Genomic DNA, 22,493 nt, shown 5'->3' on the forward strand with positions numbered 1-22,493 from the left:
CGTGCATCCTTCCGCACCACCTCGGGCCCGTCCAACTGTCCGCCGGGCCGTCGCTCAATCTCGTTACTTCGCCGCCTGCGGAACCACCGCGGGCTGTCCGCGGATGGCCTGCAGCGTGGCCTCATTCACCTGAACCTGCGCCTTGTCCCTCAGCTCCTTCACGAACGCGTCCTGCGCCTGCGCCCGCTTCTCCTCCAGGAGCTTGGATTCCACCCATTGCCGTGCCTCGGCGAAGTCGCGTTTGCGCGCGGGCTTGCGCTCCAGCACCTTGAACAGGTGGTAGCCGTACTCGGTGGACACCACGTCCGAAACCTGCCCGACCCCGAGCTTGAATACCACCTCGTCGAAGGCGGGCGGCATCTGTCCTCGGGGGAAGAACCCCAGGTCGCCCCCCACCTTGGCGTCCGCGCTCAGCGAGTACCTGCGCGCCAGGTCCGCGAACTTCTTGCCGGACTTGAGCTGCGCCTGGACGCGCCGCGCCTCGTCCAGCCCCTTCACCACGATTTGGGCGGCGTGGACCTGCTCCGCCTCGTGCAGCTCCGACTCATGCACCGCGTAGTAGGCCCGCAGCTCCTCCTCCGTCAGGGCGACCCGCGAGTAGACATGGTGGGAGAAGAGCTTCTCGATGGTGAGCCGGCTGGCCTCGCGCGCCCGCAGCTCCGCGAGGGACAGCTGCCCCTGGGCCAGCACCTCGTTGAAGTTGCCCGCCGGGTAGTCGCCCGACAGGCGCAGCACGCCCCGGTCCACCTCCTCCGGGGTGACGGTGATGTTGTTCTTCCGCGCCGCCTGCAGCAGCAGCATCCGCTGGATGTACGTGTCCAGGAGCGTGCGCTTGAAGGGCTCTATCTCCTCGGGCGTGCGCTGCGCGGCCTCCGTGGAGGCGAGCTCCCGGCCCAGCTCCTGCTCGAAGTCGGCGCGGGAGAGCGCCTCGCCATTCACGGTGGCGACCACCGTGGGGTCCGGCGTCGACTTGGGCGGCGTGTTGCAACCCGAGCCCACCGCGAGGGTGAGCACCAGGGACAGCAGGGGAGCGCGGGTAGGAGAAAGGCGCATGCGCGAAGTCCTGGGGGAAGGGTGGGGGCGGCCACCGAAGGTGGGGATGGCCCACCAGGCTGGCAAGCGGGCCCTCATGGGGCGGGCACCGTGCCGGGCATCACGCCCGTGTGCGCGCGCATGGGCGCCTGGACGTCCACGGGCACCTTTCCCAGCGCGTCCATGTCCACGGAGAGCGAGAGCCGCTTCTCCACGTTCGCCAGATAGTCGGCCCAGGCCCGCGTGCGCTTCTCGCTCTCCAGCCGCACGCGCAATTCCTCGCGCACGTCGTCCAGCGAGAGGTGCCGCGCGGGCTGGCGCGCGCGCAGCTTCAGCACGTGCAGGCCCTTCTCCGTGCGCACCACGTCGCTCAGCGCGCCCTCGTCCGTGAGCGCCCGGGCCGCCTGGGCGACCTCCGGGCCGAACTCGTGGGACAGGGCGTCGAGCGGGAGGAAGCGAAGGTCTCCGTCGAGCGGCGCGGTGCGAGGCTCCTGGCTGTGCTCGCGCGCCAGCTGTCCGAAGGCGGCGAAGTCGCTCGCGTGCAGCGCGCGCGCCTGGGCGAGGACGGCCTGGGCCTGGCTCCGCGCGGCGGCCTCCGCCGCGTCGTCACCGCGCGGGGCGGCGAGGAAGACATGGGACAGCCGCACCATCTCCGGGCGCACGAAGTCGTCCCGGCGCGCGGCGTAGGCCTCCGCCAGCTCCGCGTCGGTGATGGCGACCCGGGCCTCCTCCAGCCGCGAGCGCATCAGCCGCGCCACCAGCGCGCGCCGCGTGGCCTCCACCACCTCCGCGTCGTCCTGGAGTCCCTGGGCCAGGGCCTCGCGCACCAGCAGGTCGAAGCGGGCCAGCGACTCCACGTAGTCGCGCCGCGAGCCCAGGTCCACGTAGCGCTCGCGCAGCGCGGGGCTCATCTCCTGGAAGCGTCGGGTCAGCTCCTCCGCCGTCACCGAATCGCCGCTCCAGCGCGCCACGGCCCGCCCGCCCGGCGGACGGGTGTGGCGCAGGTCCATCACCGCCTGGCCGGAGGGGGCCTCGGCTGGCGCCTTCCCGCACGCGGCGGGTGCCAGCAGGGCGAGGGTGAGGAGGCGCGAGGACAGACTCATGGAGGAGGGCTTCCGGCTAGCACGGCGAGAGGGCCCGGACAACCGGGAGCCCCCCGCCTCGTTGGCCGGCTCACGGCCGGGTGGCATGCGCGGACAGGAACGCTTCCACCAGGGGGAAGATTTCGTCCGGCGCGCGGCGGCCCAGCACCAGGTCCGCGTGCCCGTAGTCCTCCCCGAAGCCGTGCCCCCGCCCGGCCACGAGGAACTTCACCGGACCACCCAGGGCCTCCTTCGCCCGCGCCACCGACATGGGAGGGGCCAGCAGGTCCTTGCTCCCCGCGAGCAGGAGGAAGGGGATGCGCACGTCCGCCAGCGCCTCGCGGTAGTCGACGCCGCCGTCGTACGAGGTGAAACGGTTGGTGGAGATCCACCGGGCGAACTGGCGCGCCACGCCGCCGGAGATGTTGGCGGGCACGTTGGCCAGCGCGCGCCGCACGACGTCCGGCTCCATGTTGTCCGCCAGCATCATGTACCGGCTCAGCGGGCCCGGCGGCGCGCCCAGCAGCGCGATGCTGGTGACGCGGCCGGTGGGGATGACCTTGAGCCGCAGGAGCGGCTCCACGCGCTGGATGAAGGTGCGAAGCCCCGGCTGCACCGCGAAGGTGAAGGGGCTGCCCAGGATGGCCGCGGCCCGCACCGGTGCCTGCGGGTTCTTCGCCAGGTGGGCGTACAGCGTCAGGCCGCCCTTGGAGTGCCCCACCCAGAGCACTTCCTTGGCCCCGGTGGAGACCACGGTGCGCAGCGCGGTGCGCACGTCGTGCTCGGCCTGGTCGTCGAACGTGAAGTCGGCTGCGTCGCCCGCCAACCCCCGCCCGCGCAATTCCAGCACCCACGTCTCGAAGCCCGCCCGCGCCAGGTAGCGCGCCAGGCTGTAGTGCTCGTCGAAGTCCAGGTGGAAGCGGTTGGCGCCCAGCCCATGGCAGAGGATGACGGGCTCGGCGTGCCGACGCTCGCCTCGCGCGTGGTAACGCCCCAGTGCGATGGCCGCGCCGTCGTCCGTGGGCACTCGATAAAGTTCATCCGGACGGAACGTCAGAGTCAGCAAGCCCTCGGTTCCGCGATTCATCGTCCGCGAGAAGAGGTCCGCCATCCGCCCCAGCCGCGCCACCTGTCGCCGTGTCACCCCCCCACTCTAAGCCGGTCTCACGCCCGTTGCCGCGTCCAATGGAGGGCACCCACCCTGGTCGGCAGGGCCGTTGCATCACCCCGGCCCATCTGGGTCCGGAGGCCACGGGATGGAGCGGAACAGGGCAATCAAGGAAGCATGGTCGTCCTTCATCGCCACCGTTTTTCCTACAGACACCCTCCTCAGAGCGCTGCGGGAGATGGAGCGGCACCAGGTGCGGCTCCTGGGCGTCGTCGAGGAGAGCGGCGGGTTGCTCGGGCTGGTGAGCGAGGCGCACCTCCTGGAGGCCTGGCGGGGAGATCCGCTCGCGCCGGTGTCGGACGTGATGGCGTGGGTCGACTCGACGGGAGGGGGCCGCAGGCGCACCGTCCGTGCGCTCGACTCCCCAGCGAAGGGACGAGCGCGGCGCGGAGGACATCCGTCCACCTGACGGGAGGCGGTCGCGCTACAGTGGCGCCGTCGTGCCGGACGATTCCCCCCGTTGGACTGTCTACATGCTGCGCTGCCGGGATGGCTCGCTCTACACCGGCGCCACGAACAACCTGGAGCGCCGGGTGGCCACCCACGGACGTGGGCGTGGCGCGGCGTACACGCGCGCGCGGCTGCCCGTCACCCTCGTCTGGAGCGAGTCCGTCGAGGACCGGAGCGCGGCCCTGCGGCGGGAAGCCGCCATCAAGCGGCTGACCCGAAGCGACAAGTTGATGCTGGTCTCCTCCGCGGTCCGGAAGCGAGGGCGCGGTGGGCGCTGAGCATCCGGGTGCGGAGCGGATGGTGAATGGGCGACCCTTGGCGCGCCCATGTGTCGTCATCCAGGAATCTGGAGCCTGGCCGAGTGCTCTCCCGATACTCGGCCGAGCGCCCAAGCGTTACCGTGGAACCACTCTTCACAGGGGGCAGTTCATGCAGCGGTTGTTTTCAGGAGTCTTCGCGGCGCTGGTCGTCCTGGCCACGGCCTGTGGTGGGGCGCCGAACCATCCGCCCCGGGTCACCAACGGGCCGACACCGTCCCCGAAGACGGTGGCTCCTGGCGGCGTCGTGGAGCTCGTCTTCGAGGTGAAGGACCAGGACGGGGACCCGATTACCTACAACTGGGTCCAGGTGCCGGCGGAGCCAGCGGGCCAGTTCAGTGACCCTCATACCCGTGCGCCCACGTGGACGGCCCCGGCGGTGACGGAGCCCACGCGCTTCCAGCTGCAGGTCAACGTGATGGACGACGAGGGGGGCGGCCTGCTGGGCACCACGCCTACGGTCCTGGTCCGGACGCTGTAACCGCGAAGCGGCTCAGGGCGCGGGCTGGGACGTGGCCGGAGGAGGCGCGGCGGGAGGCGGCGTGCGAGCGCCCTCCTTCTGGGCCTTCCGGTTGGCGCGCACGCTGAAGAGGATTCCCAGCACCAGGAAGACGACGGCGCCGATGCCGGCTCCCACCATCTGCCAGGTGAGGAGCGTGGACGTCACCTCATGGACGACCTTGGGCAGGTTGCACATCGTCTGGGTCGCCAGGGGCGTCTCGTTGTACCAGCCGATGAAGTGAGGGCCGGCCCAGGATGCGACGAGGACGCCCAGCAGGGTCCCCGAGAGGACGAAGTTGAGCAGCGTCTTGGCGGCATTCATTCGCATGCACCTCGGCGGGAGGACGACGGGCCGTGCTTAGTATGTGCACGGCATCCTGGCCAGAGGTGGAACGTGCTAAGGGGTGGGCGTGCCGCTGCTTCCGCTCGCCATCTTGTTCAGCCTGGTCGCCCTGGTGTGCGCCGCCTTCCTCGTCGTCCATGCCTTCCGTCGCAGCGTGGGCACGGGCGTGATGGTGCTGCTCATCCCCTGCTACGTGCTCTTCTACGCCTTCAGCCAGTTCGAGCACCGGCGCAAGGGCCTCATCGTCGCGGGCTTCATGTCGTGCACCGTCCTGGCCGCGGTGTTCCTGGGGCTGAGTGTGCATGCCGTGACGGCGGCGACGGTGCACGTGCCCCCTCCCGGGTTCTAGGCCGCGGGGCGCTCTGTCAGACTCGCCTCGTGAAGAGCGAAGGGAGTCATCGCCCATGAGGCAGGGTCTGGAGGCGCGCTGCGCGAGTCACGCTCAAGCCACGGCGGTGGCCACCTGCGCGCGCTGCGGGGGCTTCCTGTGTGGTGAGTGCCTGGAAGTGGAGGACGCCGCGCCCTACTGCGAGCCGTGCCTGGCGTGGCGACGCAGGAACGAGCGGGCGTCGGGCCTGGCCTGGGCGGTGATGGTGCTGGGCTGCCTGGCGGCGCTGACGGTGCTGCTGCTGGTGCCGGTCGCGGGCTACTTCTTCTTCGGCGGCAACGCCGGATGGAACCGGGAGGCCGGCTTCCAGCTCATCGTGCTGCTGACGCTGCTGTTGGGCGCGGTGAGCGCGCCAGCCCTGGTGCTCGGGCTGTGGGAAGGGTGGCGCATCCGTCAGCGGAAGAGTCCTCGCGGAGGCCAGCGCTTCGTGCGGCTGGGCACGAAGCTGGGGGGCGCCGGCCTGGCCCTCTTCGTCTGCGAGGCGCTCTATGCCGTCTACGTGGCCTGGGCCGTCATGTCCGTGAGCCTGGACTGACGCCTCACACGCCGCGCGCGTTCGGGTCCCAGAGGTACTTGTGCATCTGGAGCTGGAAGCGGACAGGGAGCCGGTCGTCGACGGTCCACTCCGCGAGCTCGCGCGGGTGGAGCTTGTCGAACACGGTGGAGAACAGCAGCGCGAAGGGCTTCTCGGCCAGCCGGTGCTCGGTGATGAGCGCCTTGCTCCACTCGTAATCCTCGCGCGAGCCGATGACGAACTTCAGCTCGTCGCGCGCGTTCATCGACGCGAAGTTGCGCAAGTCATTGCGGGACGACTCGCCCGATGATGGCGTCTTCATGTCGACGATTTTGTGCACGTCCGGAGGCACCAGCCGCACGTCGATGGCGCCGCTGGTCTCCAGCAGCACCGTGTAGCCCCCGTCGAGCAGCGACTGCATCAGCGGGTAGACACCGGGCTGGAGCAGCGGCTCGCCGCCGGTGATTTCCACGCGAGGCGTGCGCAGGGACTTCACCTCCTCGAGAATCTCCGCGTTCTTCCGCCGCTTGCCGCCGTGGAAGGCGAACTCGCTGTCGCAGTAGGTGCAGCGCAGGTGGCAGCCAGTGAGGCGGATGAACGCGCACAGCAGGCCAGCGTGCGAGGACTCGCCCTGGAGCGAGAGGTAGATCTCCTTCACCACCACGGAATCCGCGGAGGGAACGAGACGGGGCTCGATGTGAGGACGCGCGACGGGCATGGCTTCTTCGTGAAACAGGGAGCGGCGCTTCAACCCCAGTCAGCCCGGCAGGTCAAGCCGCGACACCCCGTCTTGAAACAAACGCTTGGGCGAAGGCAGGGGATTCCTCGGAGCGAGGCGCGGGGAAGTCCGTGGAATCTGGCGCACTTGCGGCCGGGCCCGGGCGGGCAGACACGGGGCCGCTGGGGTCCGCCGCCGGGGGCTTTCCGGGCCGGGCTAGGTGCCGCCGCCGCCCTGGGCCCGCCTCGCGGGCACCTCCGCGTCCTGCGCCTGGGAGACGGCGTGGACGGGGCAGCCCTTGGGGAATGTGCCCAGGTGTTCGACCTGGTAGCCCTGGGGATAGCTGCGCACGTTGGGGCGCGAGCGTCCGAAAGAAGGCTCCTGGCGCGGGGACAGGAAGTAGCGGACGAACTTCCCCCGGAGCTGGAGCGCGGAGCGGAACACCTTCCGGCTGAGCGCGGAGGGGCGCTCGTAGTGGAACGCGTCCAGCAGGGCGTCCTCCATGAGCGTGCGCGCGAAGAGGTTCACCAGCTTCTTGGGCGCCAGGTGGGAGGGCGGGAAGGTGGTGAGCAGCTCGAGCGTGGCATCGGCGACGGCGCGGCCGCGCTCGTCGAAGGCGAAGTGCCGGGCCTCGTAGTCATCCAGGTACGTCTCGAACGCGTCGTACGTCTCCGGGATGTCCCGGATGCCCATGTGCCGGCCCACCTCGCGGTAGTTGAGCGTCCACGCCGCTTGCTCGTGAGGGGTGAAGGGCCGCCAGCCGAACTCGGCGACCCAGCGCACGGGCGTCACGACGAAGGTGGAGAGCACGTAGCGCATGTCATCGTTGGAGATGTCATAGGCGCCGTGCATCTGGTTCATGCGACGGAAGGCGCTCTTGCCCGCGGCGCTGTGGATGCCGTGCTCGAGGATGGTGTCGAGGATGAGCACGGTGTCGTCGTAGCGCTTCTGGGTGCGCTGGGTGAACTCCCCCGTCTGGTGCAGCAGCACGCCGATGCTGGGCACCGCGTAGGTGCGGAACAGCGCGAAGCTGAGGGCCTGCTCGATGTCCCAGGGGAACTCCTGGGTGGCGAGGATGCGGACGATGTCCTCGTACTGCGTCTGTGCGTCGAGTCGGTCCGTGCGGTCTCTCAGCGCGAAGCGGTCCATCCGGTGCTCCCTTCCAGCGGTGCGGGCAGCCTACCCGATGGGGCAGGTGGGCGCGCACAGCGGGCCTGGGGGGCGCGGTGGCTGTCAGCTTCGCGACGGCGAGCCCTTCACGCGCGCGACGAAGGCGTCGATGAGGTGGCGGGCGATGCTCAGCCTGGGAGGGATGCGCGGCAGGTGGTCGGGGTGGAACCAGTCGGCCTCGGCAATCTCCTTGCCGTCGACGCGCACGTCACCTCCCGCGTACTCGGCTGTGAAGCCCACCATGAGCGAGCGCCCGAAGGGCCACGGCTGCGAGCCGAAGTAGCGGATGTTCTTCACCTCGACGTTGACCTCTTCGCGCACCTCCCGGGCGACACACTCCTCCAGGGACTCGCCCGCGTCGACGAAGCCCGCGAGGGTGCTGAACATGGGCTCGGGCAGCGAGGAGTTTCGCGCGAGCAGCATCGTGTCGCCCCGGGTGACGAGCACGATCATCGCGGGGGAGATGCGCGGGTAGAAGGGCGTCTTGTCCACGGGGCAGCGGCGGGCGCGCTCGCCTCGGACGAGCTCGGTGGGCTGGCCGCAGCGTCCACAGAAGCGGTGCTGCACGTCCCACTCCACGATGGCGAGGGCCCGGCCCGCCACCGCGAAGCGCGCTTCGTCCAGCCGCTTGTAGAGAGAGCGGGCGGGCACCAGCGACGTGCCCTCGGGCGGGGTGAAGTCCCGGGGCAGCGGGGCGCAGTAGCAGTCCTCTCCGTCGAGCGCGCCCAGGTAGTGGGCGGAGGCGGTGAGCTCCGGGAACGTGGCGCCCGTGGGGACGGTGACGGTGCCCGCGTGCTCATGGATGAGCACGTCCATGCCTCGCGTGAGGAAGAGCATCGCGCCGTCGCGAGGGCGGTCAGGCGGTTCGTAGCCGGAGAGGAAGGAGGTCACCTCCCCACCTTAACGGCTCGGCCGGATGGACGCAGGTCTCGTTGCGAGCGCCCCGAGGGAGTGGCTCAGCTGCCCTGTTCGATGAGCTCCACGCGGTAGCCGTCCGGGTCCTCGACGAAGGCGATGACGGTGGTGCCGTGCTTCATGGGGCCCGGCTCGCGGACGACCTTTCCGCCCGCCTGCCGAATCGCGTCACACGTGGCGCGGATGTCCTTCACGCCCAGGGCCACGTGGCCATACGCGGTGCCCAGTTCGTACTTCTCCACGCCCCAGTTGTACGTGAGCTCCAGCGCGGGGTGCGTGTCCTCGGGGCCGAAGCCGACGAAGGCGAGGGTGAACTTCCCGTCGGGGTACTCGTGGCGGCGCAGGAGCTTCATGCCGATGACCCGCGTGTAGAAGTCGAGCGACTTCTCCAGGTCTCCAACGCGCAACATGGTGTGCAGGATTCGCATGCGCGCTTCATAACCCCATCGAGCCCGTGCGTCTCGCTGCGCGAGGGCCGCGTGACTACGGGTTCACGGAAGACTCGTTGGTGGGGACCTTTCGTGGAACGGTGAACGCCCCCACGGGCACCCGACCGTCGGGAAGCAGGGGGACCTCCGCCGTGCGCGGCGCCACGCGGGACTGGTCTCCCCCTGAGTGCCACAGGCCCACGAGCACCTTCCACTCACCGGGCGGCATGCCGCGCGTGGAGACGGAGAAGGCGTCCCGCAGCAGGGTGTCCCGAGGCGCCTCGGAGAAGAACCAGGTGCCGCCCACCACCTCGTGGTCCGCGCCCAGGCGCAGGCCCTCGGCGGAGACCACGTGCACGAAGATGCCCACGGAGCGAGGCAGCGGCCCCGTCACGCGCCAGTACAGCACCAGGGACGCGATGCCCTCGGCGTCGGGCTCCACGGGAATCTCGGAGGCGACCAGCTCCACGGGCAGCTCGAAGCGCGCGTTGACGGGGTGCGCCTCGGGTGGAAGCTGCGCCACCGTCAGGGGCGTCCCGTTCGCGTTGCGGAGGTGGGGCAGCGCCACGGGCTCGGGCCAGAGCGCGAGGAGCAGGCCCCACGTCACCAGCGGCACGGCCGTGACGCCGAGCGCGGCGGGCGTGGGCAGCGGCTGTCCTCGGCGCTCACGCCACGCGAGGAAGCCCAGCGCGACCCACGCGAGCGCGGACACACCCATGCCGCCCAGCCCCGAGCGAGGCCGGAAGCTCAGCACCACCTGCTGCTTGCCCGCGGGCACCTGGACTCCGAGCAGGCCGTCTCGGGAGATGACCTCGCCTTGCGCGGACTTCCAGCCGGGGTGCCAGTTCTGGTTCACGAGCAGCACGGTGGGCCGCGTGGTGTCCACGTCGATGGTGAGGCGGTTGGGAGTCCACTCCACGCGTCGCGCGGTGCCGGAGCCCGGGTCCTCGAGATACTCCTCTTGTCCCAGGTCGCCGCGCAGCCGAGGGGACATGGGGACGGGCCACGCCTCGAAGCAGGCGATGGAGCCTCGGTTGAGCGCGAGCAGGTGTCCTTGCGACCAGCGATTGCCGCGCGCCTGCGCGAAGGGCTGCTCCTTCTCGACGGGCATGGGAATCATCTGCGCCCAGCGCGTGAGGTTGTCGAAGGCGCGCACGTGCAGGCCCCAGCTCGCGAGCGTCACCGCGCACGCGGCCACCGCGGCCCACGTCCATCTCGCCGGGGCGCGCCACGAGCGCGCGAGCAACACGGCGAGCCCGAGCGCGGCGAGCTCCGCGAGGAAGAACGCGGTGGGGATGAGGAAGCGCTCGGGGTAGCGGAACGCGCCGAAGATGGGGAGCTGGCGCAGGCCGGCGAACAGCGAGGGCGTGACGGTGTAGCCCGCGGCCATCCACGCGGAGAGCACGGCGACGACGGCGGGGAACGCGGCGCGGCGCCGGGCGAAGGCGAGCGCGGGGAGGACGAGGACCAGGGCCACGGGGGCGAAGTAGAAGTTCCCCGGGTCGCTGTAGCCGTTCCTCGCGGGGAGCTGGAGCAGCATCTCGACGAGCAGGCCCAGGGGCTTGCCCGGAGTGCCGGCCATGATGCGCGGCGCCGAGCGCATCGTCTCCACCAGCGGCCAGAGTCGGAACGCACACGCGGCCAGGGTGAAGCCCGCGGTGAGCGCCAGCGACCCCAGCGCCCGGCGACGCTGCGTCGTGCCGCGAAGTGTGGAGAGGGAGCGGCCCGTCTCCAGCGCCACGAAGAGCGCGTACATGGGAACGGGGTACGTGCCCCCGAAGCCGAGCAGCAGCGCGAACACGCCGCCAACCATCGCCGCGCCGGACAGCTTCCCGCGTGTGGCCAGCGAGGTGCCGTGCAGGAGCCACGGCAGCAGGAGGAAGCCCGCGAAGTTGAGCCAGCCGATGGACCAGGACAGCGCGGTGAAGCTGATGAGCCCGAAGAGGGGCGCGCCACCGAGTGCGCCCAGCGCCGAGCCCACGCGTCGGCGGGCGTAGCGGAAGAAGCCCTCCATGCCGAGCACGAGGAAGGTCCACAGCAGCAGCGGCTCCGCGCGTCGCGCGCCCACGAGCGAGGACAGGACGAGGGTGGGCGCGAAGGAGCGCGTCTGGGGGCTGCCCATCGAGTACTGGCCACCGCAGGACCACGGGTTCCACAGGGGAAGCTGTCCGTAGTCCGTCACGCTGCGCGTGCTCGCGTCCTCGTAGGAGTCGAGCAGGTGCGAGTCGCGGAAGTCATTCAGTCCTCCCGCCTGCGACAGGGAATGCCAGCACGCGGCGAGCGCGAGCGCACCGAAGAGGGCCAGGCGCACCCCCGTGAGCGAGGCGGCGCGGTGGGCGGCGCGAAGCAGTCCGTGGGTCGAGGTCTTCATGCGGAGGCCGGAGCGCGGAGGGAGGCGAAGGAAGGAAGAGGGACGGACCGTCGTCGCGGAGGGGCGACCCTGCGCCCGGGCCCCGCCGACGCGCGGGCCCGCGCGCCGTTCATCAGTCGTAGAACGGTCGGGGCTTGCACGGACTGGCGTGGGCCTTGCGCGGAGGAAGGACGGGGCCGGAGGCGCGCAGCTCGGTGTCGATGGCGTCGAACACCTCCGTCACGGGCACGTCCCGCCGCCGTGCCTCCTGCATCACCCAGCCTCGCTCGGAGGCACCGAAGTCATCGTCCTGGGACCAGGAGTCTCCCGGGAACGAGTGCAGGGAGCGCCTGCGCCAGTGGGGCTCCGCCTGCGCGGCGGCCCGGCCCAGGACGAGGCGCTCCTCGGTGGACAGCCTCCGGGAAGGGGTGCGCACCTCGGACGCGAGCGCGCGAGCCACCGCCACGCCACCGCACAGCGCCAGCACCAGCCAGCCCGAGAGTGCCACGCGCCGCCATCGCGTCCGCGTCGTTGTCATGGTCATGGAGCCCATCCGCTGGGTGGGTTCCTACTCCAACTCCCTCGGAGACTTCACCCCATTCCAGGAATTCGGGACGGGGTGCGCGCTGGGCCGCTCGACTCAGGAGCGGTCGTTCTCGTCGGTGTCTGTCTCCAGCTCGTAGGGATTGGCGAGCAGCCGGTGCGCGCCCTCCATCATCTCCACCACGATTTGTCCCGCGGGCAGCACGCTCTCGATGCGGGCCATGCTGGAGCCGCTGGCGGGCAGCGCCATCTCCTCCAGGTCGCCCTTCGTGTCCGGCGTGGGCACGAAGGCGCTGAAGCGAGGCAGGGCGTAGAGCGCGTCTCCCCCCGTGAGCCCGGGGTAGAGCCGCGTCGTCCCGATGGAGTCGGAGGGATTCGACGGCGCGCGCGCCTCGCGGCCCGCCCACTCGCGCACCACGCGGTTGCGCAGCACGCGCTGCCGGGCCCCCGTCCACTCGGGCCCGAAGAGCGTGGTGAAGTCGGAGTCCCGCGCGTCGCCGTCCACCACGCGCTGCTTGTAGCCCGGGTGCGCGTAGGCCTCGACGGAGGCGACCATGCGAGTGCCCACCCAGACGCCATCCGCGCCGTGGTACAGCGCGCGCGCCGCGCTGAGGCCATCCGCGATGCCACCGGCGGCCAGGATGGGCAACGTGTCGGTCAGGCCGCGCAGCTCCCGCACGAGCTGGAGCGTGGGGAGGGTGCCTCGGTTGTGGCCGGCCGCCTGACGGCCCTGGGCGATGAGTCCATCCACGCCCAACGCCAGCGCGTCGCGCGCGAACTCCACAGAGCTGGCCTGCACCCAGACCTTGGTGCCCGCGGCCTTCAAGTCCCTCACCCAGTCGGAGGGCGGCAGGCCCCAGTGGAAGGCGACCACGGGGACCTTCTCGGCGATGCACGTGTCGATGTGCTCGCGCGTGGTGAAGTCGCCCGCTCGCGCCTGCTCGACGATGAAGTTCACGCCGAAGGGCCGCTGCGTCCCCTCGCGAATGGCGTGGAGGCGCGCGCGCAGGAAGGGGGCGGGCTCGGGCGCGGAGCCCAGCATGCCGATGCCCCCCGCCTCCGACACGGCGATGACCAGCGGCGGCAGCGCCACGAAGGCCATGCCCGCGCTGACGAACGGGTAGTGCACGCCCAGCTCTCGCGTCAGGCGCGTGTGGAGGGTGTTGTCCTCGAGGACATGGATGGGAGGGCGCCGTGGGGCACGCGGCTCCTCTGCGTCCAGCTCGCCCTCTCCCGGAGCAGCCGAGTCGCCCGCGGAGTGAGAAGGGGGCGCGGCGCGTCCGTCGTTCGTTCCGTTCATCGTGTCTCCTCGATGTCGCTGGCCCGCTGACCTCTTGCGAAAGGTTACCAGCATCCCCCCTCCGTTGAGGTCAGGGGGCGGAAGAGCGATGGGCGGCCTGGGTGCTCTTGGACGTGCGCCGGTGTCGGGTGGTGAGCACCCGGCCCGGGCCTACGTCCCGAGTGACTTCCGCATGTGCCGGTGCGGAAGTCCCACGTCCATGAAAGGCTCCGCGTACACGGAATAGCCCAGCCGCTCGTAGAAGGGGACGACCGTCTGCCGGGCGTGAAGGTGGACGTGGGTGAAGCCGCGTCGGAGCAGCTCCGTCTCCAGCGCCTGGACCAGGCGCGCGCCCAGCCGCTGACCCTGCAGCAGGGGTGTCACGGCCATCTGGAAGAGGCGTCCCCCGTGGGGGTCCTCGGGGTGGAAGAGGACACACCCCAGCGCCTGCTCGCCGCGGTGGGCGACCAGGTGGAGGCTCTGCGCCTCGAAGGGAAACAGCACCTGCTCCCGGGTGTGGCCCAGCGGCTCGCGCAGCACGCGGAAGCGCAGCTCCAGCTCCGCGGGGTAGAGCGCGTGGCCGGGCTGGATGAAGGAGAGCTCGAGGTCGGCGGTGCTCATCGCTCAGAAGGTTCCGGTGAGCTGGAGCGAGAAGGTGCGGCCGTACTGGGGCACCGGCGCGATGGAGTTCTCGTCCGAGACGGGAATCCGGTAGTTGGCGTCGAGCAGGTTGTGGACGCCCGCGAAGTAGCGCAACGGGCCGTAGTCGCCGGAGAGGCCGAAGCCGACGAGCAGGGCCTCGCCGCTGTCGGCGCCGCCCGCTCCGGTGGGCCGCGCGCTCTGGTAGGTGGCCTGGGTCGCGAAGCGGATGTCTCCGTTGCCGATGGGCATCAGCAGGCGCCCGGAGACCAGGTGCGCGGGCGCGGCGGAGGCCACGTCGTCCGAGGCATTGCGCAGCTTCACGTAGGAGTAGCTCATGTCCACCAGCAGATAGCGTCCGGGCTGCCAGTGCACGCCCGCCTCGGCGCCCCAGGCCAGCGTGGTGCCGCTGTCATTGGCGAAGACGAGGCACGCCGCGGAGCCACACTCTCCGGAGGGAGACGCCTCCGGGCCGAGCTGCACCAGCTTGGAGATGCGGTTGTGGTAGCCGGCCACGGTGAGGCGCAGCTCGTCCGTCAGGTCGTGCGAGTGCTCCAGCTCGAAGGTGGTGATGGTTTCCGGGTCCAGCTTGTCGGGCGCGGCCTGGGTGATGCCGTCGGCGTAGAACAGCTCGTAGACGTTGGGGGCGCGGAAGGCGTTGCCGGCGACCAGCTTGGTGAGGCCCGCGTCGTAGGGCCGGGCGATGAGGGCCAGTCGCGGGGTGATGGGCGTGGTGTCCAGGTCCAGGTACTTGTCCAGGCGCACGCCGGCGGAGACGCTCAGGCGCGGGTGGAGCTGCCACTCATCGAGCAGGTAGGCCGACAGCAGCGTGCGCGCCTTGGTCTCCAGCGGCGTCCTTCCGGCGGTCTGCCACACGCGAAGCTGGCCCTGGGCCTCCACGCCGAGCGTGAGCCGGTTGTTCTTGAAGATGCCCACGCGCGCGCGCAGCTCGCCGCTGACCCAGTCCGCGTCACCGCCCTCTTCCCGAGGTCCACCGGCCGAGTCCGGGTACACGTAGACGCCGTCGTAGCGGCTGAGGTCGAAGGCGCTGCGCGCGGAGAGGCTGAAGCGCTCGGAGAACTCGCGCTCGTAGCGGGCCTCGAGGAAGAAGCGCAGGTCCTTGACCTTGTTGCCCTCGGTGCCGGGCAGGGTGTTGTAGGGCGCCGTGGGCAATTCCTTGGTGCGGACGTTGAGGAGGCCCTGGAAGGAGAAGTCACCCACGCGGGCGCGCAGCGTGCCGGAGGCGGCGCGCTCCGAGTCCAGGCCCTTCACGAGGTGCTCCTGGTTCTGGTCCGTGAGCAGCCGGGTGGTGTCCGCGCCGGACGCCGTGAGGGCCGCGGCGCTCACCAGCACGGAGCGGTTGCCTTGCTCCCAGGACGCGGTGGCGTGCGCGCGCGTGGTGCCCAGCGCGCCCACCGCGCCCGTGACTTCCAGGTGCTTGTCCTGTCCCAGGGACTCGCGCGGAACCACGTTGATGACGGCGAAGAAGGCGCCGGTGCCGTAGAGCGAGCTGCCCGGGCCGCGCACCACTTCGATGCGCTCGATTTCGAGCAGGTCCACGTTGAAGTCGTGCGCGGCGAAGCCCTGGCCGGCCCACACGTCGTTCATCGCGTGGCCGTCCCAGAGGATGCTGATGCGGGTGTTGAGGTCGCCCGGGGGCGAGAAGCCGCGCACGCCCAGATAGGTGTACGTGCGGTCGTCGGTGAGGAAGAAGCCGCGCACGCCGGAGAGCGCCTCGGCGAGGGTGCGCCAGCCGAACGCGCGCAGCTCCTCCTGGGTGAGCACGGTGGTGGAGGCGGGGGCGTCGTCGACGGCGACCAGGTTCTTGGACGCGGCGCGGACGGGCGGGGGCGCGTAGCGCAGCTCCGCGTGGACCTTCACCTCTTCGTCCGCGACGACGGTGACCTTCTGGCGCAGCGGGCGCACCTCGCGGCTCTCGACCTCCAGCTCGTGCTCCCCTTCGGGGAGGGTGACGACGGTGGGGGTGAAGCCCGCGGGCTTGCCGTCCACGCGCACGGTGGCGCCATCGCGGTTGGCGGTGACGACGAGTCGGCCGGAGGGCCGGTCCTGGACACGCAGCGACACCGCGAGCGGCACGTTGCCATCGGCGGGCACGTCCACCACGTACTGGCCGGGGGCGTAGCCGGGGGCGCGCACGTAGAGGATGCGCTGGCCGGGAGGCAGGCGGGCGCGGCCGGGGAGGCGGGTGATGACGGGGCCGTTGGGGGCGTCGCGCACCTCGGCGCCCTCGGGGGTGCCGGTGAGCTCCACGCCGCCGGTGATGAGGAACAGGTCGAAGGTCTGCTCGGTCTCCTTGCCGCGCGCCAGGGTGATGGTGGCCTCGGTGGGACGGTAGCCGTCCTTCTTCACCATGATTTTGTGACGGCCCGGGGACAGCGCGAGCGTCTGCGGTGAGCGGCCCCGGCTGCCCAGGTCCATGCGGTCCACGTAGACGTCCGCGCCCTTGGGCACGGTGGTGACCTTGACGAGCGCGACCTTGGGGCGCAGCCGGTCCAGGGAGCGCGAGACCTCCGCGGCGTCCTCGGTGGGCAGGTCCTCGGTCAACAGGTCGTTGTAGTAGCGGTACGCCTCGTTGAACTTGCCCAGCGCCTCGAAGCAGCGGGCGATGTTGAAGAGGACGTTGCGGTTGGGCACCAGCCGGTAGCTCGTGAAGTACGAGCGCAGGGCCTCCGTGTATTGGCCCTTGGCGTAGGCGTCATTGCCCAACTCGAAGGCGATGTCGGCCTCGTCCGCGTTGTTGTCCGCGTACGCGGGCGCGGACACGAGGAGAAGCAGCAGGACGAGGAGGCCAGAGCGAAAAGGAAGCATGGGACGGTGACATTCTTCCTTCTCTGGAATGGTAGGTCCATGGGGGCCTTTGGGTGGGCCGTCACATGTCAGACCTTGGGGGTAGGAAGAAGTGGACACGCGGTAGAGGGTGGGGTTCCACTTCGGGAGGCGGCGGGATGTTGGGGACAGAGGGTTGGAACGTCGGGGTAGAGAGGAGCGAGGCCGTGGGAGAGGGACCGAAGCGCCCGGCGACATACGAGGACCTGCTCGCACTGCCAGAGCATGTGGTCGGGCAAATCATCGACGGGGAACTCATCGTGATGCCGAGGCCGGCGAGCCCCCATGCGAGGGCCAACGCCCACTTGTTTGGGGAGCTCTACGGTCCGTTCGGGAGAGGCCGAGGGGGCCCGGGAGGGTGGCAGCTCTTGATGGAGCCGGAGCTGCACTTCGGCGAGGACGTCCTGGTCCCTGACCTGGCGGGCTGGCGCCGGGAGCGGATGACTCCGGAGATGTCGGACGCGCCGTACTTCACCCTGGCGCCGGACTGGGTCTGCGAAGTGCTGTCGCCTTCCACCGCGGCTGTCGACCGGGTGAAGAAGAAGTGCATCTACGCCCGGGAAGGGGTCGAGCACCTCTGGCTCGTGGACCCGAGGGCGAGGACCTTGGAGGTGCTGCGCTTGTCGGGCCAGCACTGGGTGGAGCTCGGCACGTACAGTGGAGATGAGCGGGTGCGTGCCGAACCGTTCGAGGTGCTGGAGTTGGAGCTGGGCATCTTGTGGCAGTGGTCAGAGCAACCGCCGAAGACGCCCTGAGTCTCCCCGTCAGTGCATGACGCGTGGCTTGGATGCGTCCGTGTCCTGAGGAGGCGCTGCCTGACGCATGAGCAGGTCTCCCACCGTCTGGAGGACCTGGGTGGTGGCGCCCTCCGGGTCCCTGAAGAAGTGGGGCGTCCAGAGGCGCACGAGCTTCCAGCCCTGTCCCTCCAGCACGGCGGAGCGGAACAGGTCCCACTCCACGCGGTCCACGGCCTTCGGGTAGCGAGTGCCGTCGCACAGCAGGCCCACGGTGACGTCACCGGGGGAGGTGGGGTGTTGCAGGGCGATGTCCACGCAGAACCCGTCGTTGCCCCAGTGGACATCGGACGAGAGCTGGTGCCGCTGAGCGAGGTGCTGGGCCAGCGCGCGGGCGAACGTGGAGCCCGCCTCGGTCTCCCGCTCGCGGACGATGACCTCTCGGGAGGTGGGTTGAATCTGCGCGCTCGGCTCGCGCGTGGCTTCGGCGTGGAGCTGCGCGAGGTTCTCGGCGAACTGGAGATAGGCGAAGAGGAGCCAGCCGCCGTTGGGCTGACGTCCGGACTCCACGGGAGGCAGGGCCGTGTACACGTCGCGGGGAATCGAGGTGACCAGGTGCACCTGCTGCCGTGCGCGGGTGACGAGCACGTTGAGGCGCCGTCCTCCGCCCGCGCTGCCGAGCGGGCCGAAGCGCCGGTAGAAGCGACCTTGGCGGTCGGGGCCGTAGGTGGTGCTGATGATGAGGTGGTCTCGCTCGTCGCCCTGGACGTTCTCCAGGTTCTTGACGAAGAGGCCCTCGAAGGAGCCCGCGCCGCGGCGGGTGCGCGCGGCGGCGAGCCGGGTGGCGAAGGCGGAGTCCTCGGCGGCCATCTCGTCGAGGACGTCGGTGATGGCGTCTCGCTGCGAGAGGTTGAAGCAGGCGATGCCGATGGAAGGTGGCTCGGCGCGCGCGAGCAGCTCCTTCACGAGCTGGCCCACGGCGCGGGCCTCGATGACATTCACCCGCTTCTCATAGGTGCCACCCACGGGCCTCAGGCTCAGGGGCGCGTGGGGAGCCCGGTGCGAGGGATGCGCGGGGATGGCCTGGAGCCGCTTGTCGTAGAAGTGCTCGTTGCTGAAGGCGATGAGGTCCGCGTTCTGCGAGCGGTAGTGGACGTCCAGGTAGCACTGGTCGATGTCCAGGTTGAGCGCGGCGGACAGCAGGTCCTCGACTTCCGACTGCTGGTCCTCGAAGAGACCCTGTTCCGTGTCTGACTCCACTTCCTGGCTCTGGACGACGGCGGACTCGAAGAAGCGGGTAGGAGGGAGCTGCTTCGGGTCTCCCGCGATGACGACGCGGCGGGCGCGGGTGAGGACGGGCAAGGCTTCCTCGAGCCGGCACTGGGAGGACTCGTCGAAGATGACGACGTCGAAGATGGGGCGGCGCGGGAAGATCTGCGCCACGGTTTGCGGACTGGCCATCCACACGGGCCGGGCGTCGAAGAGCGGGTCTCCGCCTTCCTGCTCCAGTCCGGTGGCGATGACCTGACGCACGCGCATGGCGCGCTCGCCTCGGAGCATGAGGCGGCGGCGCAGCTCCGCGCCCTGGCTGTTGAGCCGGCCTCCGGTGCCCGCGAGCAGCCGCTCGCGCTGACGTTGCGTCCAGCGGTGGAGGATGGCGTCGCGCACCAGGGAGCGCTTCTTCTCCTCGAGCACCCGGTAGCGGGACTGGGTGGACTGGGTGCGGTCCGCGTCGATGTGCTGGAGGGCGGGGTTCTCACGCAGGCGCGAGGAGACCTCTGCGGCGAGCGTGGACTTGAGCACCGTCGTCCAGCCCGTCTCCACATCCACGCCTTGTCGAGCCAGTGCCTCCACCGCCGTGGCGAGCGCCGAGGGCATGCCGGACAGCAGCACGCGCATGCGCAGCAGCCCCTCCACGGTCGACAGCCGCGACTGGAGCGAGGTCGCCACCGGGGACAGCTTCCCTCCGGCGCGCAGCTCGCGTGAGCGCAGGTCGAGCCAAGGCGTGGAGAACAGTCCTGTCGCCGTGAGCTGCTTCTCCAGCCGAGCCACCGCCGAGCCTCGTGTGGGAGACTGGCGCAGTCCCGAGAGCAGCGCGGTGCGAGCGGCGGCGTCACCCATCAAGGCAGCGCGCACGGCCTCGCGGCACGAGGCGAGCAGGGGTGTGCCGTGAAGTGTGTCGAGCAACTCGAAGAGGGCGCCATGGGCTCGCAAGTCTCGGGAGAGCGTCTCGTCGGGGAGGCTCGTGTTCGAGGCGGCGCCAGGAACCAGGGCGGAGCGGTGGAACTCACCGAGGAGCGCGCGTGCACGAGCCCCCGTGAGGAAGCGGCTGACGCGCTCGGCGGTGAGTGCGCCCAGCGTGAGGCCGAACTGCTGGAGCACCTTGCGAGCGCCTGCCTTCCGCGCGAAGCAGAAGAAGGCGTACCACTTGCTGGCGATGCCCAGATACGCGCTCAGCGCGGCGAGCGCGGTGGACAGTGCGCCCAGGGCCTGGGGCTGCTCGCGGTGAATCAGCGCGAGCTCCGTGTCGAGAGGCCCTTCGGAGAGCACCTTCACCTGCGGCGCGAGGCTCTCGAGTTGTGCCTTCGCGGTCCGCACGGAGTCCACGGAGGCCGAGCCCCAGCGCGCGAGGGACTCGGGGCTCGTTGTCTCGAGCACGGAGGCGAGTTGCTCCGCGAAGGTGGCCCGTGCGGCGCCTTCGGCTTCGGGTTCCGCGCCGAAGGTGGGGATGTCGGGTGAGGCGACGGCATCCGCCTCTCGGGCCGCGTCGACGGCGGTGCTCAGCCGCTCGCGGTATGTGCCGAGGGGTGTGGCCAGATAGGTGGACAGGTCCACCCCCAGCGACTCCCGCCAGGGATTGTCCGGGTAGCCCTCCTTGAGCGCGCGCTCCAGGACCTCGCGAGTCTCTCGCTCACGAGGGGTGACCTCGGCCAGGCGCGCGGAGGCGAGAGATGCCGTGGAGGGGGCGAGCTCGGCGGGCGCATCGAGCGAGAGCCATTGACCGACGAGCTCATGGAAGGACGGCTCGGTGTCGCCGGCGGGGCGCTCGGAGAGGGCGCGCTCGGCGGTGGTGAGCTCGTCGTGGAGCGTCTGGAGTTCGTCGTCGACGCGAGCGAGCTCCTTGGTGATGGCGGCGTTCGTGCGGGCCTCGGGCAGCGTGTCGAGCTGCTCGCGGATGCCCATGTACAAGTCACGCTGGTCCCGCTGGGCGTCATGGACGACGGCGCACAGGGTGCCGAGACCCATGTGGTCCAGCCGGTGTTTCACGACGTCGAGCGCGGTGCGCTTGTCGCAGACGAACAGCACGCGCTCTCCGCGCGCGAGGTGGTCGCCGATGGCGTTGGCGATGGTCTGTGATTTCCCTGTGCCGGGAGGGCCGTGGATGACGAGTCCTCGGCTGCTGCGCGCCAGTCGCACCGCGCGGGCCTGGCAGGGGTCGGCGATGGAGACGAGGCGCTCCTCGGCGGCGCGCTTGAGTCCCTCCAGGTTCCGTTCACCGCCACCGGAGTGGGCGGACTGTCCGAGGGACACGTCCACGCGCAGGAAGCTCTCCAGGGGACCGGAGATGGGCTCTCCGTCCACGAGGGCGCGCATGTCGTCCACGAGGCTCTGGTTGGACAGTGGATACAGGCCGAGCACGGCGCTGGGGAGGATGGAGGCCCGCGTGTCGCCGTCGTCGTTGTCGTTGCGAGGGACGGGGGAGAGGAGTGTCTCGGCGGTGAAGGGGGCGGGGGTGGGTAGCTCCAGGGCCTTGGCGACCAGGGTCACCAGCTCCTGGACTTCTCGCCACGGGTCCGCGCCGGTGTCATCGGCGAAGAGGTTGCTGAAGCGCTGGCCGGTCTGTTGTTCCAACCAGGCGAGCAGCGCGGTGTTCGGGGCGACGCGGTCCACGCCTTCCTCGGCGCCTTCGAGCTCCACGGAAGGCGCGCGCCCCTTCTTCAGGGTGATGCGCACGGGGACGAAGGCGATGGGGGCGAGCACTCGCCGGGTGCCAAAGCCTCGCTTGTCCTTGGGACTCGGGGGCAGGTGCAGCAAGGGGAAGCCGACGTGGAGGACATGCGCACCGGTGTCCTGCTCGAAGATGCGAGCGTCCTCGACGATGGCGGCGAGCTTGCGCAGCAGGGCCTGTTGCTCCTCCTCGGCACGGGTCCGGGGCGGAGTGTCCTCCGAGGTGAGCGAGGGCGCGGTGTCATCCAGGGAGACGGTGTCGTCCAGCGGGACGCTCGTGCCGTCGCGAGGAGGTGCCTTGAGGGTCTCGGGAGGCTTCACCGAGAGCCGGGCCTGGGCCTTCTCTCCGAGGAGGGAGGCCAGCACCTCATGGGGTGGGGTGCCGTCCAGGCGGCTCAGCGTGGAGAGGTCCAGTCGCTGGCGGCTGTGGTGGGGGCGGCAGTTGAGGCTCGGTCCGGACGCGAGCGCGGCATAGAGCCGCTCGAGCATCTTCTCGAGGACGCGGTTGCGGGACTCGGACGACACGGCGGTACCTCTCTCGAGAGGAGGGAGGTGGCGGGTCTATCACGAGGCCCGGGGAAGGGGCCTCAGTCCGACAGTGCGGCGGCGAGCTTGCGTGCCGCGGCCTCCAGCGCCTCGGCTGGGAGGTGGTCGGCGGGGGGCGCGTCGAACACGGCGCGGCCCCACAGGCGCTGGGGGGTCTCGCGGTAGCGGGGCACCAGGTGCAGGTGGCAGTGACGAAGCACGTCGCCGATGGCGAAGGCGTAGGCGTGCTCGGCGCCCAGGGCTTCGCGTTGGGCGCGCATGACCCGCGCGGCGAAGCCGCCCAGCTCGCGGGCGGTGGCATCATCGAGGTCGTACCAGGCGCGAGCATGTTGCTCGCTCGAGATGACGACCCAGCCGGGCACGGGGCTGGGGCCGGCGATTCCATGCAAAACCAGTCCAGGGGCCCGGGCGATGATTCCGCCCACAGGGCGATGCTCGCCGCGCGCGATGGCACACCCGAGACATGGCTCATTCACATCCATCATGGCGCGCACCGTACCAGCCGAGTCGTGCGCGAGCGCGGTGGTCGCAAGGGGGATTGACCCGGGAGGGTCTCGGTGGACCCTCGGCATTGTCAGACT

At 70.5% G+C, this 22,493-nt stretch carries 21 protein-coding genes; 6 read left to right on the forward strand and 15 right to left on the reverse strand.

All coding sequences use genetic code 11. The features are described from left to right. Positions 1–63: 63 nt before the first annotated feature. The 3 genes from MYSTI_RS02420 to MYSTI_RS02430 all read right to left on the reverse strand — a co-directional run bounded on the left by MYSTI_RS02420 (position 64) and on the right by MYSTI_RS02430 (position 3,225). Positions 64–1,053, reverse strand: coding sequence for a peptidylprolyl isomerase (locus tag MYSTI_RS02420; RefSeq protein ID WP_015346102.1), 990 nt, complete (start codon positions 1,051–1,053; stop codon positions 64–66). Positions 1,054–1,127: 74 nt separating this feature from the next. Beyond that, on the reverse strand, positions 1,128–2,135 hold the full coding sequence (locus MYSTI_RS02425) for a peptidylprolyl isomerase (RefSeq protein WP_015346103.1): 1,008 nt from the start codon (positions 2,133–2,135) through the stop codon (positions 1,128–1,130). Between the two features lie 70 nt (positions 2,136–2,205). Further along, positions 2,206–3,225 (reverse strand): alpha/beta fold hydrolase, encoded by a 1,020-nt coding sequence (locus MYSTI_RS02430; protein WP_015346104.1) that lies wholly within the window; start codon positions 3,223–3,225, stop codon positions 2,206–2,208. 145 nt (positions 3,226–3,370) lie between these two features. Here MYSTI_RS02430 and MYSTI_RS02435 point away from each other — a divergent pair, with 145 nt between their 5' ends. From MYSTI_RS02435 to MYSTI_RS02445, 3 genes are all read left to right on the forward strand, one after another. Then, entirely contained in the window at positions 3,371–3,691 is a 321-nt protein-coding gene (locus MYSTI_RS02435; protein WP_015346105.1) for a CBS domain-containing protein, read from the forward strand. A 64-nt stretch (positions 3,692–3,755) separates the two neighbouring features. Further along, complete coding sequence (locus MYSTI_RS02440; protein ID WP_086009828.1) at positions 3,756–4,010, forward strand: GIY-YIG nuclease family protein; 255 nt, start codon at positions 3,756–3,758, stop codon at positions 4,008–4,010. 151 nt (positions 4,011–4,161) lie between these two features. After that, positions 4,162–4,530 carry a hypothetical protein gene (locus MYSTI_RS02445; RefSeq protein WP_015346107.1) on the forward strand — a complete coding sequence of 123 codons (369 nt, stop codon included), beginning with the start codon at positions 4,162–4,164 and terminating at the stop codon, positions 4,528–4,530. A gap of 12 nt (positions 4,531–4,542) precedes the next feature. On the opposite strand, the gene MYSTI_RS02450 is transcribed toward MYSTI_RS02445, so the two are convergent. After that, positions 4,543–4,872, reverse strand: coding sequence for a hypothetical protein (locus tag MYSTI_RS02450; protein WP_015346108.1), 330 nt, complete (start codon positions 4,870–4,872; stop codon positions 4,543–4,545). An 88-nt stretch (positions 4,873–4,960) separates the two neighbouring features. Here MYSTI_RS02450 and MYSTI_RS02455 point away from each other — a divergent pair, with 88 nt between their 5' ends. Continuing rightward, positions 4,961–5,242, forward strand: a complete 282-nt coding sequence (locus MYSTI_RS02455; protein ID WP_015346109.1) for a hypothetical protein — start codon at positions 4,961–4,963, stop codon at positions 5,240–5,242. Between the two features lie 55 nt (positions 5,243–5,297). Next, positions 5,298–5,816, forward strand: coding sequence for a hypothetical protein (locus MYSTI_RS02460; protein WP_015346110.1), 519 nt, complete (start codon positions 5,298–5,300; stop codon positions 5,814–5,816). A 4-nt stretch (positions 5,817–5,820) separates the two neighbouring features. Here MYSTI_RS02460 and MYSTI_RS02465 read toward each other — a convergent pair whose 3' ends face one another. The 9 genes from MYSTI_RS02465 to MYSTI_RS02505 form a co-directional block, all read right to left on the reverse strand. Continuing rightward, positions 5,821–6,513, reverse strand: coding sequence for a radical SAM protein (locus tag MYSTI_RS02465; RefSeq protein ID WP_015346111.1), 693 nt, complete (start codon positions 6,511–6,513; stop codon positions 5,821–5,823). Between the two features lie 216 nt (positions 6,514–6,729). After that, positions 6,730–7,662, reverse strand: coding sequence for an oxygenase MpaB family protein (locus MYSTI_RS02470; protein WP_015346112.1), 933 nt, complete (start codon positions 7,660–7,662; stop codon positions 6,730–6,732). A gap of 84 nt (positions 7,663–7,746) precedes the next feature. Then, the gene (nudC, locus tag MYSTI_RS02475) at positions 7,747–8,520 is read right to left on the reverse strand and encodes an NAD(+) diphosphatase (RefSeq protein WP_044278378.1); all 774 of its coding nucleotides are present in this window, start codon (positions 8,518–8,520) and stop codon (positions 7,747–7,749) included. A 119-nt stretch (positions 8,521–8,639) separates the two neighbouring features. Further along, positions 8,640–9,026: a lactoylglutathione lyase gene (gene gloA / locus MYSTI_RS02480; RefSeq protein ID WP_015346114.1), complete on the reverse strand. Its 387-nt coding sequence runs from the start codon at positions 9,024–9,026 to the stop codon at positions 8,640–8,642. A 55-nt stretch (positions 9,027–9,081) separates the two neighbouring features. Next, positions 9,082–11,397: a hypothetical protein gene (locus MYSTI_RS02485; protein WP_015346115.1), complete on the reverse strand. Its 2,316-nt coding sequence runs from the start codon at positions 11,395–11,397 to the stop codon at positions 9,082–9,084. A gap of 112 nt (positions 11,398–11,509) precedes the next feature. Further along, on the reverse strand, positions 11,510–11,920 hold the full coding sequence (locus MYSTI_RS02490) for a hypothetical protein (protein WP_015346116.1): 411 nt from the start codon (positions 11,918–11,920) through the stop codon (positions 11,510–11,512). 96 nt (positions 11,921–12,016) lie between these two features. Then, the gene (locus MYSTI_RS02495) at positions 12,017–13,219 is read right to left on the reverse strand and encodes an NAD(P)H-dependent flavin oxidoreductase (RefSeq protein WP_015346117.1); all 1,203 of its coding nucleotides are present in this window, start codon (positions 13,217–13,219) and stop codon (positions 12,017–12,019) included. A 150-nt stretch (positions 13,220–13,369) separates the two neighbouring features. Beyond that, a complete protein-coding gene (locus tag MYSTI_RS02500) occupies positions 13,370–13,819 on the reverse strand; it encodes a GNAT family N-acetyltransferase (protein WP_015346118.1) in 450 nt (149 codons plus the stop codon). A 3-nt stretch (positions 13,820–13,822) separates the two neighbouring features. After that, positions 13,823–16,666: a TonB-dependent receptor domain-containing protein gene (locus MYSTI_RS02505; RefSeq protein ID WP_015346119.1), complete on the reverse strand. Its 2,844-nt coding sequence runs from the start codon at positions 16,664–16,666 to the stop codon at positions 13,823–13,825. Between the two features lie 137 nt (positions 16,667–16,803). Between MYSTI_RS02505 and MYSTI_RS02510 the strand changes: the two genes are divergently transcribed. Next, positions 16,804–17,439: a Uma2 family endonuclease gene (locus MYSTI_RS02510; RefSeq protein WP_044278392.1), complete on the forward strand. Its 636-nt coding sequence runs from the start codon at positions 16,804–16,806 to the stop codon at positions 17,437–17,439. Between the two features lie 9 nt (positions 17,440–17,448). On the opposite strand, the gene MYSTI_RS02515 is transcribed toward MYSTI_RS02510, so the two are convergent. Both MYSTI_RS02515 and MYSTI_RS02520 read right to left on the reverse strand, forming a co-directional pair. Next, positions 17,449–21,891, reverse strand: coding sequence for an AAA domain-containing protein (locus tag MYSTI_RS02515; protein ID WP_015346121.1), 4,443 nt, complete (start codon positions 21,889–21,891; stop codon positions 17,449–17,451). Between the two features lie 62 nt (positions 21,892–21,953). Continuing rightward, the gene (locus MYSTI_RS02520; RefSeq protein WP_015346122.1) at positions 21,954–22,397 is read right to left on the reverse strand and encodes an HIT family protein; all 444 of its coding nucleotides are present in this window, start codon (positions 22,395–22,397) and stop codon (positions 21,954–21,956) included. Positions 22,398–22,493: the final 96 nt, after the last annotated feature.

Source organism: Myxococcus stipitatus DSM 14675 (assembly GCF_000331735.1).
Taxonomy (GTDB): domain Bacteria; phylum Myxococcota; class Myxococcia; order Myxococcales; family Myxococcaceae; genus Myxococcus; species Myxococcus stipitatus.